Raw genomic sequence first — 15998 nt, forward strand, 5'->3', positions numbered from 1 at the left:
CGACGGCCGGCCGGGCGGTCGTCCGCTCCGGCCGGCCGTCGGGTCCGGTCTTCAGGTCCGTCTTCGGGCCGGTCCGGCCGTCACACCCGCCCGTCCGCTACGCCCGTCCCCTCACTTCTTGTACCCGATGTCCTGGAAGCGCGGGGTCGCGAACCCGAAGGCGCCCGCGTTGACCAGCCCCTCCTTCACCGCGACGACCTCGGGCCGCTGGTAGAGCGGTACGGACCCGGCCGCCGCCCAGATCCGCGCGTCGGCGCGGTCGACCAGCTCGCGGGAGGCGTCCTCGTCCAGCTCGGCGGCCGCCTGGTCGAAGAGCTGGTCGATGTGGTCGGTGCCGACCCGGGTGTAGTTCTGCTCGACGGTGAGGCTGCCGTCGGCCGCGGGCTGCGGCTTGGCGTAGATGGGGCGGCCGTCGGTGGCCGGGTAGGCGGAGCCGGGCCAGGTGTAGAGCGCCAGGTCGAAGTCGCCGGCCGCGATGTGGTCCTCGAAGTAGCTCTTGTCCGGCACCTTCTGCACGGCGGTCTGCACCCCGACGCGGGCGAGCATCGCGGAGATCCGGTCGGCGACCGTCCGCAGCCGTTCGGAGCCCGGCCCGTCGGGGAGCACGAAGCGCAGGACGAGCGGCTTGCCGTCCTTCTTGAGGGCCGGTACCGGGCCTCGTGCCGCGGGGTCGGCCCGGAAGGCGTCCACCGGGACGGCCAGGCCGCCCTCGACCGGCTTGCCGTCGGCCGCCCTGACCTCCGCCCCCGCCGCGCCGGTGCCCCGGCCGCCCGCCGCCGGGGCCACCTCGATCATCTCGGCGGCGGTCAGCGCGCCGGCCGCCAGCATCTCGAAGCGCCGGTAGTCCGCGTACGCCGCGACGGTGGTGTCCCCCCGGGCCGCCGTACGCAGGTGTGCCGCCACGTCCTTGTAGAGGCCGGCGCTCTGCCGCAGCAGCGTGGACCGCTGGAGGTCGGCGGACCGTACGCCGACCGCGGCCAGCGGTGTCACCGGTACGGCGGCCGCCAGTTCCCGGTCGGCCGCCTTGCCGTCGTCGGAGCCGCCCCGGCCGGCGTCCACCTTCTTCTCCGGCTTCTGCGGCTGCGCGGACGCGCCCCCCGGCGCCCGCCAGCCCGCGTCCGCCAGCAACGACCGTGCGGCCGTGGTGTCCGGCCCGCCGAGGGCGCCGCTGTGGTCCGCGTATCCGGGCTGGCCCGCCATGAGCAGATGGCTGCCCAGCGGCCGGTTCGGCAGGCCGAGGGGCTTGAGTACGGAGTCGGCCAGCTTCTGCCGGTCGACGGCGCGGGCCACCGCGCGGCGCACCCGGTCGTCGTTGAGGGGGCCGGTGCTGCCATTGAGGGCGAGCTGGGTGTAAGCGGGCTCCAGGGCCTTGCGGACGGTGTAGCGGCGCAGGGCGTCCCGCTCGGCGGTGGATACCTTGCGCGGCGGTGCGTCGTCGCCGTGCGCGGCCGGGGAACCTCCGGCGTCGGCGTCTTCCACGCGCCCCGCCTCCGAGGCGTCCGGCGTTCCGGCGCTCGGCGAGCCGGCTCCCGGCGATCCTGGGCCGGACGGGCTGCCGGCCGGTGATCCCGGGCTCGCCGGCCGCGACGCCGGGGGCTTGCGCGCCTCGGTGATCGCGCGGGCGTCCGCGGGGTCCACCTCGGCCAGGTCGGCCTTGCCCGCCGCCAGGGCCGCGGCCCGCTTCTCGCGCGGCAGCGCGGTCAGCACGATCGTGTCCAGCTTGGGCCGGGCACCCCACCACTTCGGGTTCCGCGCGAGGGTGAGCGTGCCGGCCTCGCTGTCCCGCTCCCGCACCGTGAACGGCCCGGCCACCGTCTTGAGCTGTTCGCGGGCACCGTCGTTGAAGGCGCGCGCGTCGCCCGTCACGCTCTTCGGGTACAGCGGCGTGAACAGGGACTTCCAGTCGGCGTACGGCTTGATGAAGGTGACCTTGACCTCGTGCGCGCCGCCGCCCTGCTCGACCTTCTCGATGCGGTCGTACCCGGCGTTGCGCGCGCTCCAGTAGGCGTTGTCCTTGCCGTTCAGCGCCTTCCACTGGGCGGCGAAGTCGTCCGTCCCCACGGCGCGTCCGTCGCTCCACCGCGCCTTCGGGTTGATCTTGTAGACGACGGTCTGGCGGGGCTCGCGGTCGGTGACGTCGGCGGCGTCCAGGTAGTCCGGGTTGCGCTGCGGGCGGCCACGCTCGTCCAGGGTGAACAGCCGGGGCAGTACGGCGTCGGTGACGCGCCGGGTGGCCGCGTCCGCACGCGCCTGGAAGGCGTTCAGCGTGCCGGGCGCGGCGTCCACCGCCCAGCGCAGGGTGCCGCCCTGGCGCACCTTGTCGCGGGGGGTGACGGAGATGTCCTGGGCGCCGGGGCCGGCCTGGTCGGCGTCGTCGCCTCCGCCGCAGCCGGTCAGGACCGGCAGCGGCAGCAGCACTCCGGCAGCGAGGAGCGCGGCGCAGCGGCGCCTGCGGCAGGCCGCGCCGCCTGAGCTGACGGGGTGGGTCATCACGGTTACCTCCGGGGCTCGCCCGCGCCGCGCCGCCGCCGCGGCGGGCCGCGGGGCCACGGATCACGTTCGGCCGACTTTGCGGCTCATCACATCTATGGCTCCACCACTGAAGGGGACCGGCCGCCACCGGTGCGGGCGACACGTCGGCGGCCGCCGCGAAGGCCACCCGCCCGGCCCAACCGTTTCCGCTCCCGGCCGCTCCCGCCCCCGGCGCGCGCGATCTCGCACGACGGGCTGCGCGGTTCCCTTCCCGGGCCCGTCCGCGCGGACCGGGAGGGCGTACGGGCCCCGCGTCCGCGGGCGTACACGCCGCCGTACAAAAGCACGCCCTCCGGCGCGGCCCGACGGCGCACGCGTGCCGAAACACGCCGGTCCGGTTCCGCAATCGCGGCAGATCCCTTCCCAATCGCGACTGTGACGCGCGACACTCGCAGGCGCACGCCGCTGCGCCCGGACGGGTCCGGGCGGGCGACGAGGGCGCGCCGACCACACCCGCGGAGGTGAGGCAAGTCATGTCCTTGCAGGACGATCTGACGGCAGCTCAGCGCAGTCTGGACGACCTGGAACGGTCGGTCGGACGACTGGAGGCACAGGTCGGCGGCGGCCTGGACATCCGGCGCGTACGCAGCGACACCGACCATCTGCGCGAGAGCCTGCAACTGCTGCGGGACGGCAGCGCGGAAGCGCCCGGCGGACGGCCCGCGTACGCCGCGGTCCCGAGCACCGGCCGCCCGTCCGCGCCCGCCCCCGAGATGGTGACCATCCCGGACGCGCCGTACGACGCCGCGCTGTGGGCCGACGCGGAGGACGAGGGCCTGGGCGCGCGCGACCGCCGGGCGCCGTAGCCGCCCACCCGTACCGCCGCTGAGCGCCACCCGTCCCACCACCGGACAGCCGTCTACGGAGACCGACGTTGGCCACTGGCACCGAACCCCAACCGCATACCGAGGCACACGGCGCGAAGGGCGCGGCCGGCCCGCCCGGCACCGGCGTGCACGCCCCCTCGCGCGCCGCGATACCCGCCCGCCACCTGCGCACCGACCGCTGGTGGCTGTACCCGGCCACGACCGCGGCGGGCCTGTTCGCCTTCGTCGTGTACTCGACCTGGCGGGCGTTCGCGAACGCGGACTACTACGCCGCGCCGTACGTCTCGCCGTTCTACTCACCGTGCCTGGCGGAGAACTGCCACCCGATGCGCGGCGGGCCCAACTGGGAGGTATTCGGCGCCTGGTGGGGCCTGTCCCCCGCCCTGCTGATCCTGATCTTCCCGCTGGGCTTCCGGCTGACCTGCTACTACTACCGCAAGGCGTACTACCGCGGCTTCTGGGCCTCGCCCCCGGCCTGCGCGGTCGCCGAGCCGCACAAGAAGTACACCGGCGAAACCCGCTTCCCGCTGATCCTCCAGAACATCCATCGCTACTTCTTCTACTTCGCGGTGGTCGTGGCGGGCATCCTCACCTACGACACGGCGCTCACCTTCAGGAACGCGGACTACGAGTGGGGCCACATGGGTCTGGGCACCCTGGTCTTCCTCGTCAACATCGCGCTGATCTGGGCGTACACGATCTCCTGCCACTCCTGCCGGCACATCATCGGCGGCCGGCTGCGGCACTTCTCCCAACACCCGGTGCGCTACCGCCTGTGGGGCTGGGCCGGCAAGCTCAACGCCCGGCACGCGGCGCTCGCCTGGGCCTCGCTGATCAGCGTGGCCGCCGCCGACTTCTACGTCTTCCTGCTCGCCACCGGGGTCTTCGACGACCCGCGGTTCTTCTAGGAAGGGTGCCTGGTGATGACGCAGTTGGACCGGCAGGAGTGGGACGTCGTCGTGGTGGGCGCGGGCGGCGCCGGGCTGCGCGCCGCCATCGAGGCCCGTGAGCAGGGCATGCGTACGGCCGTGATCTGCAAGTCGCTGTTCGGCAAGGCCCACACGGTCATGGCCGAGGGCGGCATCGCGGCCAGCATGGGCAACGTCAACGAGGGCGACAACTGGCAGGTGCACTTCCGCGACACGATGCGCGGCGGCAAGTTCCTCAACCACTGGCGGATGGCCGAGCTGCACGCCCGGGAGGCGCCGCAACGGGTGTGGGAGCTGGAGACCTGGGGCGCGCTCTTCGACCGCACCCCCGACGGCCGGATATCGCAGCGCAACTTCGGCGGCCACGAGTACCCGCGCCTGGCGCACGTCGGCGACCGTACGGGCCTGGAGCTGATCCGCACCCTCCAGCAGAAGATCGTCTCCCTCCAGCAGGAGGACGAACGCGAGCTCGGCTCGTACGAGGCCCGGTTGAAGGTGTTCCAGGAGTGCACCGTCACCCGCGTCCTCAAGGACGAGGGCCGGGTGGCCGGCACGTTCTGCTACGAGCGCGAATCCGGCCGCTTCTTCGTCCTCCAGGCCCCTTCGGTGGTCCTGGCGACCGGCGGCATCGGCAAGTCCTTCAAGGTGACGTCCAACTCCTGGGAGTACACCGGCGACGGGCACGCGCTCGCGCTGCTCGCCGGGGCGCCGCTGATCAACATGGAGTTCGTCCAGTTCCACCCGACCGGCATGGTCTGGCCGCCGTCCGTCAAGGGCATCCTCGTCACCGAGTCCGTACGCGGCGACGGCGGCGTGCTGCGCAACAGCGACGGCAAGCGCTTCATGTTCGACTACGTCCCGGACGTCTTCAAGGAGAAGTACGCCCAGTCCGAGGACGAGGGCGACCGCTGGTACGAGGACCCGGACCACAACCGCCGCCCGCCCGAGCTGCTCCCCCGCGACGAGGTCGCGCGCGCCATCAACGCCGAGGTCAAGGCGGGCCGCGGCTCCCCGCACGGCGGTGTCTTCCTCGACGTCTCCACCCGGATGCCCGCCGAGGTCATCCGGCGGCGGCTGCCCTCCATGCACCACCAGTTCAAGGAGCTGGCGGACGTGGACATCACCGCCGAGGCCATGGAGGTCGGGCCGACCTGCCACTACGTGATGGGCGGCGTGGACGTCGACCCGGACACCGCGGCGGCCACCGGCGTCCCTGGCCTGTTCGCCGCCGGCGAGGTGGCCGGCGGGATGCACGGCTCCAACCGGCTCGGCGGCAACTCCCTCTCCGACCTGCTGGTCTTCGGCCGCCGCGCGGGCCTGTACGCGGCCGAGTACGCGCGCTCCCGCTCCGCGCGGCCCGCCGCCGACCCGCTCCAGCTCGACGCCGCGGAGGCGGAGGCGCTGCGCCCGTTCAGCGCCGAAGGGCCCGACGCCGACCACGCCGGGCGCCCCGCCGAGAACCCGTACACCCTCCACCAGGAGCTGCAGCGGACGATGAACGACCTGGTCGGCATCATCCGCAGGCAGGGCGAGATGGAGGAGGCCCTGGAACGCCTCGCCGACCTGCGGACACGGGCCCGCCGGGCCGGGGTCGAGGGCCACCGGCAGTACAACCCCGGCTGGCACCTGGCCATCGACCTGCGCAACATGCTGCTGGTCAGCGAGTGCGTGGCCCGCGCGGCCCTGGAGCGCAGGGAGTCCCGGGGCGGGCACACCCGCGACGACTACCCGGAGATGGACCGGCGCTGGCGCCGGATCAACCTGGTCTGCGAACTGGCCGAGGACGGCGACGACCTCCCCCCGAGGGACCCGGCCGTCGGCCAGATCCGCCTGACCCGCCGGGAGAACCCGCCCGTGCGGCCCGATCTGCTGGCCCTCTTCGAGCGGGACGAACTGGCGAAGTACCTGACGGACGACGAGCTGGCTGCGGGTACGGCAGACACGGCGGGCTCGGCAGGTGCCGCGGGCACAGCGGATACGGCAGGTACCGCGGACACGGCGGCGACGCCCGGAGCGGCGGACGACGAGGGGACGAACCGGTGAGCGCGCAGTCCGACGCCTACAAGGCGCACTTCAGGATCTGGCGGGGCGACGCGGACGGCGGCGGCCTGGCGGACTTCCGGGTCGAGGTCAACGAGGGCGAAGTGGTCCTCGACATCATCCACCGCCTCCAGGCCACCCAGGCCCCCGACCTCGCGGTGCGCTGGAACTGCAAGGCGGGCAAGTGCGGCTCGTGCAGCGCGGAGATCAACGGCCGGCCCCGCCTGATGTGCATGACCCGGATGTCCGTCTTCGAGCGCGACGAGACCGTCACCGTCACCCCGATGCGGGCCTTCCCGGTCGTCCGCGACCTGGTCACGGACGTCTCCTTCAACTACACCAAGGCCCGCGAGATACCCGGCTTCGTCCCGCCGCCGGACCTGGCGCCGGGCGAGTACCGCATGCGGCAGGAGGACGTCGGCCGCTCCCAGGAGTTCCGCAAGTGCATCGAGTGCTTCCTGTGCCAGGACACCTGCCACGTCGTCCGCGACCACGAGGAGAACAAGACCGCCTTCGCCGGCCCCCGCTTCCTCATGCGCGTCGCGGAACTCGACATGCACCCGCTGGACGCCGCCCCGGAAAGCGGCCTCGACCGCAAACGCACCGCCCAGGAGAACCACGGCCTCGGCCACTGCAACATCACCAAATGCTGCACCGAGGTCTGCCCCGAGCACATCCGCATCACCGACAACGCCCTGATCCCCCTGAAGGAACGCGCGGCCGACCGCAAGTACGACCCGCTGGTGTGGCTGGGGAACAAGATCCGGCGGCGGGGGCGTACGGACACGCCGTGACACCCGACCGGGGTGGGCGGACGCCCGCCCCGGACGCCCGCCCCGGAACCGGCCCGCCCGCCCCGTCTCAGAACAGACTCAGCAGCGCGTCCGCCGGATCGGGCAGAGCGGTGTCCCCGTCCGGCAGCGGCAGTTCGAACCAGACGGTCTTGCCGCGCGGGGTCCGGCGGCTGCCCCAGCCCGCGCTGAGGAGCCCGACGAGCTGAAGGCCGCGGCCGCCCTCGTCGGTGTCCCGGGCCCTCCTGCGGCGGGGCTGCGCCAGATCCGCGTCCCACACCTCGCACACCAGGGTCCGGTCCAGCAGCAGCCGCAGCCGGATCTCGCCGTGGCCGTGCCGCAGCGCGTTGGTGACCAGCTCGCTGACCAGCAGTTCGGTCGTGTCGACCAGGGCTTCCAGGCCCCAGTCCGTGAGCTGGTCGCGGGCCAGCTCACGGGCGCGGGAGACCGAGCGGGCCTCGGGGGCCAGGTTCCAGTCACCGACGGCGTCCTTGGGCAGGCCGTGCACGCGGGCCATCAGCAGCGCGATGTCGTCCTCGCCGTGCCGGGTGTCCAGCGCGTTCAGTACGTGGTCGCAGACGTCCTCCAGCGGGCGCCCGGCCTCCGACAGGGCCGTCTGGAAGGCGCGCAGGCCCTCGTCCAGCGGGTGGTCGCGGGATTCGACCAGGCCGTCCGTGTAGAGGGCGAGCAGCGCGCCGTCGGGCAGTTCGACCTCGGTCTCCTCGAACGGCTCGCCGCCGACGCCCAGCGGCATACCGGGCGGCACGTCCAGCAGCAGCGCGTCCTCGCCCTCCTCGACCATGATGGGCGGCAGGTGCCCGGCGTTGGCGAAGGTACAGCGCCGGGTCACCGGGTCGTACACGGCGTAGACGCAGGTGGCGAGGTACACCTCGGAGAGGTCGGCGGTGCCGGAGCCGCAGCGTGAGGCGTCCGCCGGGGAGCCCGACTGCGCGCCGGCGGGGGGCGCGGAACGGCTGCGCGGGGCGCGCGACGTCGTACGGGCGCCGCCGCCGGTCGCGCCGAGCCCGCGCGCGATCTCGTCGAGCGCGGACAGCACCTCGGCCGGCTCCATGTCGAGCAGGGCCAGGGTCCGTACGGCCGTCCGCAGTTCGCCCATCGCGACGGCGGCGCGCAGCCCGCGCCCCATCACGTCACCGACGACGAGCGCGGTGCGGTGTCCCGGCAGCTCGATGACGTCGAACCAGTCGCCGCCGACCTCGGTGGCCGTGGTGCCCGGCAGATAGCGGCAGGCGATGTCCAGGCCGGCCGCCTCGGGGTCGCCCGGCGGCAGCAGGCTGCGCTGCAGGATCAGGGCGCGTTCGTGCTCCCTGCGGTACAGCCGGGCGTTGTCGATGCAGACCGCGGCGCGGGCGGCCAGGTCGACCGCGAGGGCGGTGTCCCGCTCGCCGAACGGCTCGCTGCCCTTCGTACGGGAGAACTGCACCAGCCCGACCACCGTGTCCCGGGCGACCATCGGCACGGCGAGCGTCGAGTGCACCACGGCGCCCAGCTCGGCCCGCTCCTCGTTCTCCCGGCCCGGGATGATCTGCGCCTGCGCCGTACGCAGCGCGCCCGCGCACGGGGAGTTGAACGGGTAGCGGTGGACGGCGCCGACCGCGACCGGCCCCGTCCCGCCCTCGGGCACGTCACAGGCCATGGTGGCCAGCGGCGCGTCCGAGACGGCGCTGGAGAAGGCGACCCGGCGCAGCTCGGCGCTGCCGTCGGCCATCCCCGGCGGAGCCTCGTCACCGGCCAGCAGGCCCTGGTAGAGGTCCACGGAGGCCAGGTCGCAGAACTGCGGCACGGCCACGTCGAGCAGGGTGCGGGCGGTGGTCTCCAGGTCGAGGGAGTTGCCGATGCGGGCGCCGGCCTCGTTGAGCAGCGCCAGGTTGCGGCGGGCGCTCGCGGCCTCCCGCTCGGCCCGGCGGCGGCCCGTCACGTCGGCGGCCAGCGCGGCGACCCCGATGGGACGGCCGCTGGCACCGTGCAGGCGGTACAGGGACACCGACCAGCGGCGCCGGTCGGCCTCGGCGCCGGGCGCGGAGGGGTACGCCGTCCCCGGAGCGCCGGACGGGTACGCCGCACCGGAGGCGGCAGGGAGCTCGGGAGATGTGGGGGCGGGGATGACGGCGGCGGAGGACGCGGGGACCGTACCGACCAGTTGCATGTCGCCGACCGGCTCCCCCGTCTCCAGCACCCGCCGCAGCGCCGCCTGCAGCCGGTCGGCCTCGGAGCGGGGCAGGAAGTCGTGCGGCCCGCCCCCGCGGTACTTGGCCGCGGGGCCGCCGAAGACGGTCGCGAACCGCTCGTTGACGCGGCGGATGCGCAGATCCGTGTCGAAGAGCAGGAAGCCCATCGGAGATTGGCCGAAAACGGCTTGAGAGGCCGCGAGGTCGGTCTCGATGCCCCGCAGCGCGCGGACGTCGACGACGAGACAGACCGCGGCCCGCTCACCGTCCGCCGTCTCGGACGGCATCACGTAGATCTCCGCGAGCCTGCCGTCCCCGGTGTCCGGCGCGTCCTCCCGGTCCGCGCCCCGGGGGCGGTACGGGACCAGCCCGGTCCACTCCCGGCCGTCCAGGATCTGCGCGACCGTGCGGTGGGCCTGTTCGCGCAGCTCGTGCGGGACGAAGGCGGCCACCGGGTCCTTGCCGACCGCCTCTGCGGCGGGGATGCCGAGCATCTCGGCGGCGCGCTCGCTCCACCGGTCGATGCACCCGTCGGGGCCGAGGGAGAAGGACGCGACCCGGATGTAGTCGTAGATGGAGCCGGGAGGGCTGCTCTGCCATATCGGCGGGCCTTCCGGGCCGTCCGGCCCCGAGCGGCCCGACGGCCGCGCCGGACCGTCCGTACCGCCCGGCCCGGCAGGCTGCGCGGGTCCTGCCCCGCCAGATGACTTCTCGCTCACGAGCCCCGTCCCCTCCAGCTCATCGTGCCCGGACCGGACGAGCCGAGTATCCAGCACCGCGGCTGTCCGGAACACGGTCTTCACGATCACAGCACAGTCTCGATCGCAGGCCGTCCACAGAATGTCAATGAAACGGCAACGATCAGGCCGCCACCAGACTCCTAACCCGCCACAGACAGCTCGAACCACACTGTTTTACCTGTCCTGCCATGTCGGGTGCCCCAGCACCGCGACGTGCACGCCACCAGTTGGAGTCCCCGGCCGCCCTCGTCGTCGGGGGTCGCGGCGCGCTCCCGGGGCGGGTCGGGCACCGGGTCCGACACCTCGACGAGCAGGCCGCCCCCGCTTTTCAGGACGATTCGTACGCCGATGGGCCCGCTGGCATGGCGCAGCGCATTGGTCACCAGCTCGCTGACGAGCAGAACGGCCAGGTCGACGACGGTGTCCAGCCCCCAGTCCCGCAGGGTCTCGCGGACCGCTGCACGGGCGGTACGGGCGGATCCGGGCTCGGCCGGGAAGCTCCACTCGGCGAGCGGGGAGCCGGAGATCATGCCGCGCCCGGGCGCGTAGGGGGCGGATTCGGGGACCCCTGCCGCTGCACTGTCGCTCACGCCGATCACTTCCCAGCCCGATGCGCACACCCTCCGGATGGTCCGTGGTGAGGGGGTAAACAGCACATACCCGATATCAGCGCATCAATATCGCCCTCAATGGCGCACTGTGGCACAAACGGCGTACTGAGGCACACGAGACCCCGGCGCGCACGCCTCGTGTGCGGCGGGGCACCCCGGTGCGCCACCGCACCGCGGCACACTCTTACGAGGGACCCGCCCGATCCGATGATCGTCCCGTACGGGGGAACGGTGAGGTGACAAGATGACCGGTCCCCTCGGGACGGGGTGGAGCGGTACGGGACGGCCCGGGACGCCGGACGCGTTACGGGGCGGCTGCGGCTCCCGGCCCCCATGAGACTCCCGGTGCGTGCGGGACTCCGCGCACGCTACGGGGCGTACGGGGCACCGGACGGATACAGGGCCCCCGACACCTCCGCGGCCCCGAGGCGGCGCATCACCTCCGTGACCGCCGGGCGGTCCAGGTCCAGCCAGTCGACCTCGTCCTCCTGGCCCGGCGCCAGCCAGCGCAGCTCGTCGTGGTCCTGGAGGGGCCGGGCCTCGCCGGACACCAGCCGGGCCGTCCACACCCGCAGGACGAGCCCGGGACGCGGCGCCCACTCCCCCGGAATCCGGTCCATCGGCTCGGCCTCGATCCCCAGTTCCTCACGCAGCTCGCGGACCAGCGCCTCCTCGGGCGTCTCACCGGGCTCGACCTTGCCGCCGGGCAGCTCCCAGCGGCCGGCCAGCGCGGCCGGAGCACTGCGCCGCGCTGCCAGCAGCTTCCCCCCGTCGAGCACCGCTCCACCCACCACCACACGCACGTCCGTCATGCGCGGCAGCCTACGTCCCACACCGCCGCTCCCCGTCTCAGGTGGCGGCGTGCCCCACCCGCTCCACGACGTACAGCCGCCCGTTCCTGCGGGTGTCGAGCCGGTCGGCCACCTGCTCCGCTTCCGCGCGGGTGGCGTAGCGGCCGACGCGATAACGGTTGCCGCCCTCGTCCTGGCGAATGACGAGCCAGGGCAGCACCGCTCCACTGTCGGTCATCGCGCCCCTCCGTCCGCCGGCCGGCGCGCCGTCGCGCGCCCCTCCTGTACTGATGCCGAAACCGCATTCCGCATATGCCCGAGCCTACGCCCGACCTTCACGCACCGGATACGGCTTTGCACAAAGAGGTACCGAACCGGCCATCGAACAGCGCGCGAGGGGCGCACAGCCAGCCCTGCGGACGCCCGGGGCGCACACACGAACGGGCGCCGCCGGTGACTCCTGCCACCGACGGCGCCCGCCGCATTCCGTGCCCGAGAGGGCGCCGCGTCGTGCCCGGGAGGGCACCCGCCGCGCCCCGGAGGACGTTACGCCTTGCCGGCCTCCGACTTCACGCCGGACGCGTCACCGGCCTTGCCGCCGGCCGCGGCCCGATCCTCGGCGGCCTCGGCCTCGGCCGCCGCCAGCGACTCCGCCTCGGCCTCGATGAGCGACGGGTTGCGCCAGGAGCTGCGTACGCCCCACACGTAGAAGAGCAGGCCGATCACGGCGACCACGACGATGTCCCAGCCCGGCGGCAGGTAGCCCTTGCCGCCGAACTCCTCGCCGCCCATGTACGAGACACACGCCATGACCAGCAGGTACGCCACCATCCAGGCGCCCGCCTTCAGGTGCGGCTTCAGCTCGGCCCACGGCTTGCGCAGCTCGTACCAGGCCCAGACCGGCAGACCGACCGCCATGATCAGGATGACCTTGCCGGTGAGCGGCCAGCGGCCCCAGTACAGGACCAGCGAGCCGAAGACCATCGCGACGGGCGCGACGACCGGCATGATCCGCAGCTTCACCGGCCGCTTGAGGTCGGGCGAGAGGCGGCGCAGCGACATCACCGCGACCGGCCCGGTGATGTACGAGATCACGGTGGCCACCGAGACGATCTCGGCGAGCGAGCCCCAGCCGCGGAAGACGGCGAGGAAGAGGAAGGCGATGAACAGGTTCAGCACCAGCGCCGGACGCGGCACACCGGTCTTCTTGTCGACCCGGCCGAAGATCTTCGGCAGGTGGCCGTTCTCCTGCACACCCTGGATCATGCGCGAGGTGGTGGCCGCGTAGATCATGCCCGTACCCGACGGGGAGACGAACGCGTCCGCGTACAGCAGCATCGCCAGCCAGTTCAGGCCCCAGGCGATGGCGAGGTCGGCGAGCGGCGAGTTGTAACCGAGGTGGGCCCAGCCACCGGCGGACTCCAGCTTGCCGCCGGGGACGGCCATCAGGAAGGCGACCTGGAGCGCGACGTAGATGACGAGCGCGATCAGGATCGAGTAGATGACGGCCTTGGGCAGCGACTTACCCGGGTTACGGGCCTCACCGGCCATGTTCAGCGGCGACTGGAAGCCGTTGTAGGCCCAGACGATGCCGGAGACAGCGACGGCGGTGAAGACCGCGCTCCAGCCGTTCGGCGTGAAGCCGCCGTGGTCCTTGATGTTGCCGGTGTCGAAGTGCGCCAGCATCAGGGCGCTCGCGGTCAGGACCGGGACGACGACCTTGAAGACCGTGATCGCGGTGTTGGTCTTCGCGAAGAGCGAGATCGCGAACCAGTTCAGGAAAAAGTAGAAGATCAGCAGGAGGCTGGCCAGCGCGACACCGCTGCCGGTCAGCTCCTTGCCGTCGTACAGCCCCTGGGTCCACCCGAAGCTCCAGGAACTCATGTACTGGACGGAGGCGGTCGCCTCCCCGGGTATGACGGAGACGATCGCGATCCAGTTGGCCCAGGCGGCGAGGTAGCCGGCAAGCGAACCGTGCGAGTACTGGCCGTAGCGGACCATGCCGCCCGCCTTGGGGAACATCGAGCCCAGCTCGGTGTACGTGAGGGCGATCGTGAGCGCGACGGCCGCGCCGATGACCCAGGCGAGGATGGCGGCCGGACCGGCGATGGCGGCGGCCCGCTCGGCCCCGAAGAGCCAGCCGGAACCGATGATCGACCCAAGACCCGTGGCGGTCAGGGCAATGGTCCCGAGGGACCGTCGGTAATTCGAGTGGGAGCCCTGCTCCGCGCTCTGGGTCTGCGTCGTGCTCAACGTGCTTGGTCTCCTGATCTTCCCCCGTGCCGTGCACAAACTTCGCCATCGTAAGAGCGAATTGGAAGATCGGATTCCCAAGCGGGGTCAAAACTCGGGTCTGGCTGAAGGTGTGTGAGGTTTCCAACACACCAATTGGCCTCCCAAATCCCGACATATCAGGAGTTAGGGGGTGGCTACTGGCGGGTTACGCGTCAGTACGCAACGTGCGATCTTGGCCGTAGCGGCAAGAAAATTGCTAGGTAGCAACGGGTTTTGGTCATTACGGAGAGGGGAAAGGGGTCCGCCCCGGACGCCCCTCCCGCCTCACGACCCACCCCCGAACCGGCCCCCGACCACCCGACTCCCCTCCTCCACCCCCGCCCCCTTCTTCCCCTCCCCCTCAATGCATGGGCAGGTGATATGCCTCAATGCACCGGCAGGTGGTAGGCGACCCGATGACGGTCGGCGAGCGTCACCACGTCGGCCGTCTCCACGGGGCGGCCGCCCGCGAAGTACGTACGCGAGATGACCAGCACCGCATGGCCCGGTACCCCGCCCAGCGCCATGGCCTCCTCCGCCAGCCCGGGGCGCGCCCCGACCTCCTCGACCACGTTGTCCACGATCACGTCGATCGCCGCCATCCGCTCGACCACCCCGCGCCCGGCCAGCGGCCCCTCCTCGGGCAGCATCACCGGAGTGCGCCCCGTGATGTCCAGCGGCTCCCAGGACGTCGACAGCATGGCGGGCTCCCCCTCCGCCCGGAACAGATAGCGCGTACGCATCACCCGGTCCCCCACCTGGATACGCAACCGGGACGCGACGGCCGGGTTGGCCTCCTCCCGCTCGCTGCTGGACTCCCAGGTCCCTTTGACCCGCTCGTCGGCCTGCTCCTGCCGGAAGGGCGTGGCACCGACGCCGGTGCGGTAGCCGGCGCGGGCGATACGGCGCGGGACGGGCTGCTCGCGGACGTACGTCCCCGACCCGGAGCGGCCCTCGACCAGCCCCTCGGCCATCAGGACCTTGCGCGCCTCCAGGGCGACCGTGTCGGAGACGCCGTACTCCTCGCGGATGCGGGCCTGGGAGGGGAGGCGGGTGTGCGGGGGCAGCACACCTTCGACGATCTTCTGGCGCAGGTCGCCGGCGACGCGGAGGTACGCGGGCTGCTCACCGAAAGGCACATGCCCCTCCCAACAGCTTGACAGTCAGCAACAGCGTGGCAACCGCGCGTTGTTGACCGCAAGCCTGGGCCAGTAATTCACTCGATGTGATGAAGCCCAGCTCAACCGGCCTCCCGATCAAGGAAGTTGACCACTCCCGGACACGCGTACCCACCTGCCCGGCGCGACCGCACCGTCCGTGCGAGAGTCGATACGACACGCCGCACGCGCGACCGGTCGCCCGAGCGGTACGGAAAGGAGCCCACCGTGCCCGACAAGCCCACCGACGGCACCGGCAAGACCACCCCCTCCGCTCCCGCCCCCTCCCTCTCTCCCATGCCGGAGGACTGGCAGCGGGCCCTGGCCGTCGTAGCCCACCCCGACGACCTCGAATACGGCGCGGCCGCCGCCATCGCCGAGTGGACCGCCGCCGGACGCGAGGTCACCTACCTCCTCGTCACCCGCGGCGAAGCCGGCATCGACGGCCTCGGCCCCGACGAGTGCGCCGCGGTCCGCGAGGCGGAGCAACGGGCGAGCGCGGCCGTGGTCGGCGTCCGAACAGTGGAGTTCCTGGACGGCCACCACGACGGCGTCATCGAGGCCGGCCTCCCCCTGCGCCGCGACCTGTCGGCCGCCGTCCGCCGCTACCGCCCGGAACTGCTCATCACCCTCAACCACCACGACACCTGGGGCGGCGTGACCTGGAACACCCCGGACCACCGGGTGGTGGGCCGCGCCACCCTCGACGCGGCGGGCGACGCGGGCAACCGCTGGATCTTCCCCGACCTGACGACCGAACTCGGCCTCGCCCCCTGGAACGGCGTCCGCTGGGTGGCGGTAGCCGGCTCCCCACACCCCACCCACGCCAAGGAAGTAGGCCCCGGCATTAACCGAGCGATCGCTTCCCTGGCCGAACACCACGCCTACATCACGGGCCTGGAAGGGGCCGACCAAGACCCAGCCACCTACGCCCGCAACTTCCTCGAACCCATGCTGCAAACCTCCGGCACCCGGTACCGCGGCACCCCCGCCACCCTTTTCCAGCTCTATCCGCGCTGAGTACGGACTCTCCTTTTCCTGGCGCGCGCTGAGTGCGGGCACGACGAAAGGGCCGCCCCCGGGAGAGGCCGGCCATGAGCTGTCCAGCCCATCCGAG

General features: G+C 72.6%; 12 protein-coding genes. 5 read left to right on the plus strand and 7 right to left on the minus strand.

The features are described from left to right. Positions 1–111: 111 nt before the first annotated feature. Positions 112–2490 carry an ABC transporter substrate-binding protein gene (locus EJG53_RS14280; RefSeq protein WP_125045163.1) on the minus strand — a complete coding sequence of 793 codons (2379 nt, stop codon included), beginning with the start codon at positions 2488–2490 and terminating at the stop codon, positions 112–114. Positions 2491–3005: 515 nt separating this feature from the next. On the opposite strand from EJG53_RS14280, the gene EJG53_RS14285 reads away from it, so the two are divergent. The 4 genes from EJG53_RS14285 (at position 3006) to EJG53_RS14300 (ending at position 7122) form a co-directional block, all read left to right on the plus strand. After that, positions 3006–3338, plus strand: a complete 333-nt coding sequence (locus EJG53_RS14285) for a hypothetical protein (RefSeq protein ID WP_125045164.1) — start codon at positions 3006–3008, stop codon at positions 3336–3338. Positions 3339–3406: 68 nt separating this feature from the next. After that, positions 3407–4267 (plus strand): hypothetical protein, encoded by an 861-nt coding sequence (locus EJG53_RS14290; RefSeq protein ID WP_167515107.1) that lies wholly within the window; start codon positions 3407–3409, stop codon positions 4265–4267. Between the two features lie 15 nt (positions 4268–4282). Further along, positions 4283–6331, plus strand: coding sequence for a fumarate reductase/succinate dehydrogenase flavoprotein subunit (locus tag EJG53_RS14295; RefSeq protein WP_125045165.1), 2049 nt, complete (start codon positions 4283–4285; stop codon positions 6329–6331). After that, positions 6328–7122, plus strand: coding sequence for a succinate dehydrogenase/fumarate reductase iron-sulfur subunit (locus EJG53_RS14300; RefSeq protein WP_125045166.1), 795 nt, complete (start codon positions 6328–6330; stop codon positions 7120–7122). Before EJG53_RS14295 ends, EJG53_RS14300 begins: the two co-directional genes overlap by 4 nt. Before the next feature lie 67 nt (positions 7123–7189). Here EJG53_RS14300 and EJG53_RS14305 read toward each other — a convergent pair whose 3' ends face one another. From EJG53_RS14305 to EJG53_RS14335, 6 genes are all read right to left on the minus strand, one after another. Next, the gene (locus EJG53_RS14305; RefSeq protein WP_244955623.1) at positions 7190–9910 is read right to left on the minus strand and encodes a SpoIIE family protein phosphatase; all 2721 of its coding nucleotides are present in this window, start codon (positions 9908–9910) and stop codon (positions 7190–7192) included. Positions 9911–10188: 278 nt separating this feature from the next. After that, positions 10189–10578 (minus strand): ATP-binding protein, encoded by a 390-nt coding sequence (locus EJG53_RS14310; protein ID WP_125049364.1) that lies wholly within the window; start codon positions 10576–10578, stop codon positions 10189–10191. 449 nt (positions 10579–11027) lie between these two features. Beyond that, positions 11028–11471, minus strand: coding sequence for a (deoxy)nucleoside triphosphate pyrophosphohydrolase (locus EJG53_RS14315; RefSeq protein ID WP_125045168.1), 444 nt, complete (start codon positions 11469–11471; stop codon positions 11028–11030). A gap of 37 nt (positions 11472–11508) precedes the next feature. Next, the gene (locus EJG53_RS14320) at positions 11509–11688 is read right to left on the minus strand and encodes an SPOR domain-containing protein (protein ID WP_030020236.1); all 180 of its coding nucleotides are present in this window, start codon (positions 11686–11688) and stop codon (positions 11509–11511) included. 308 nt (positions 11689–11996) lie between these two features. Then, positions 11997–13703 carry an APC family permease gene (locus EJG53_RS14325; protein ID WP_125045169.1) on the minus strand — a complete coding sequence of 569 codons (1707 nt, stop codon included), beginning with the start codon at positions 13701–13703 and terminating at the stop codon, positions 11997–11999. Between the two features lie 407 nt (positions 13704–14110). Next, entirely contained in the window at positions 14111–14863 is a 753-nt protein-coding gene (locus EJG53_RS14335) for a GntR family transcriptional regulator (RefSeq protein WP_031000881.1), read from the minus strand. 315 nt (positions 14864–15178) lie between these two features. Here EJG53_RS14335 and EJG53_RS14340 point away from each other — a divergent pair, with 315 nt between their 5' ends. Next, positions 15179–15901, plus strand: coding sequence for a PIG-L deacetylase family protein (locus EJG53_RS14340; RefSeq protein ID WP_125049365.1), 723 nt, complete (start codon positions 15179–15181; stop codon positions 15899–15901). The last annotated feature ends 97 nt before the right edge of the window (positions 15902–15998 follow it).

Origin of the sequence: Streptomyces chrestomyceticus JCM 4735 (assembly GCF_003865135.1) — a bacterium.
Classification (GTDB): Bacteria; Actinomycetota; Actinomycetes; order Streptomycetales; family Streptomycetaceae; genus Streptomyces; species Streptomyces chrestomyceticus.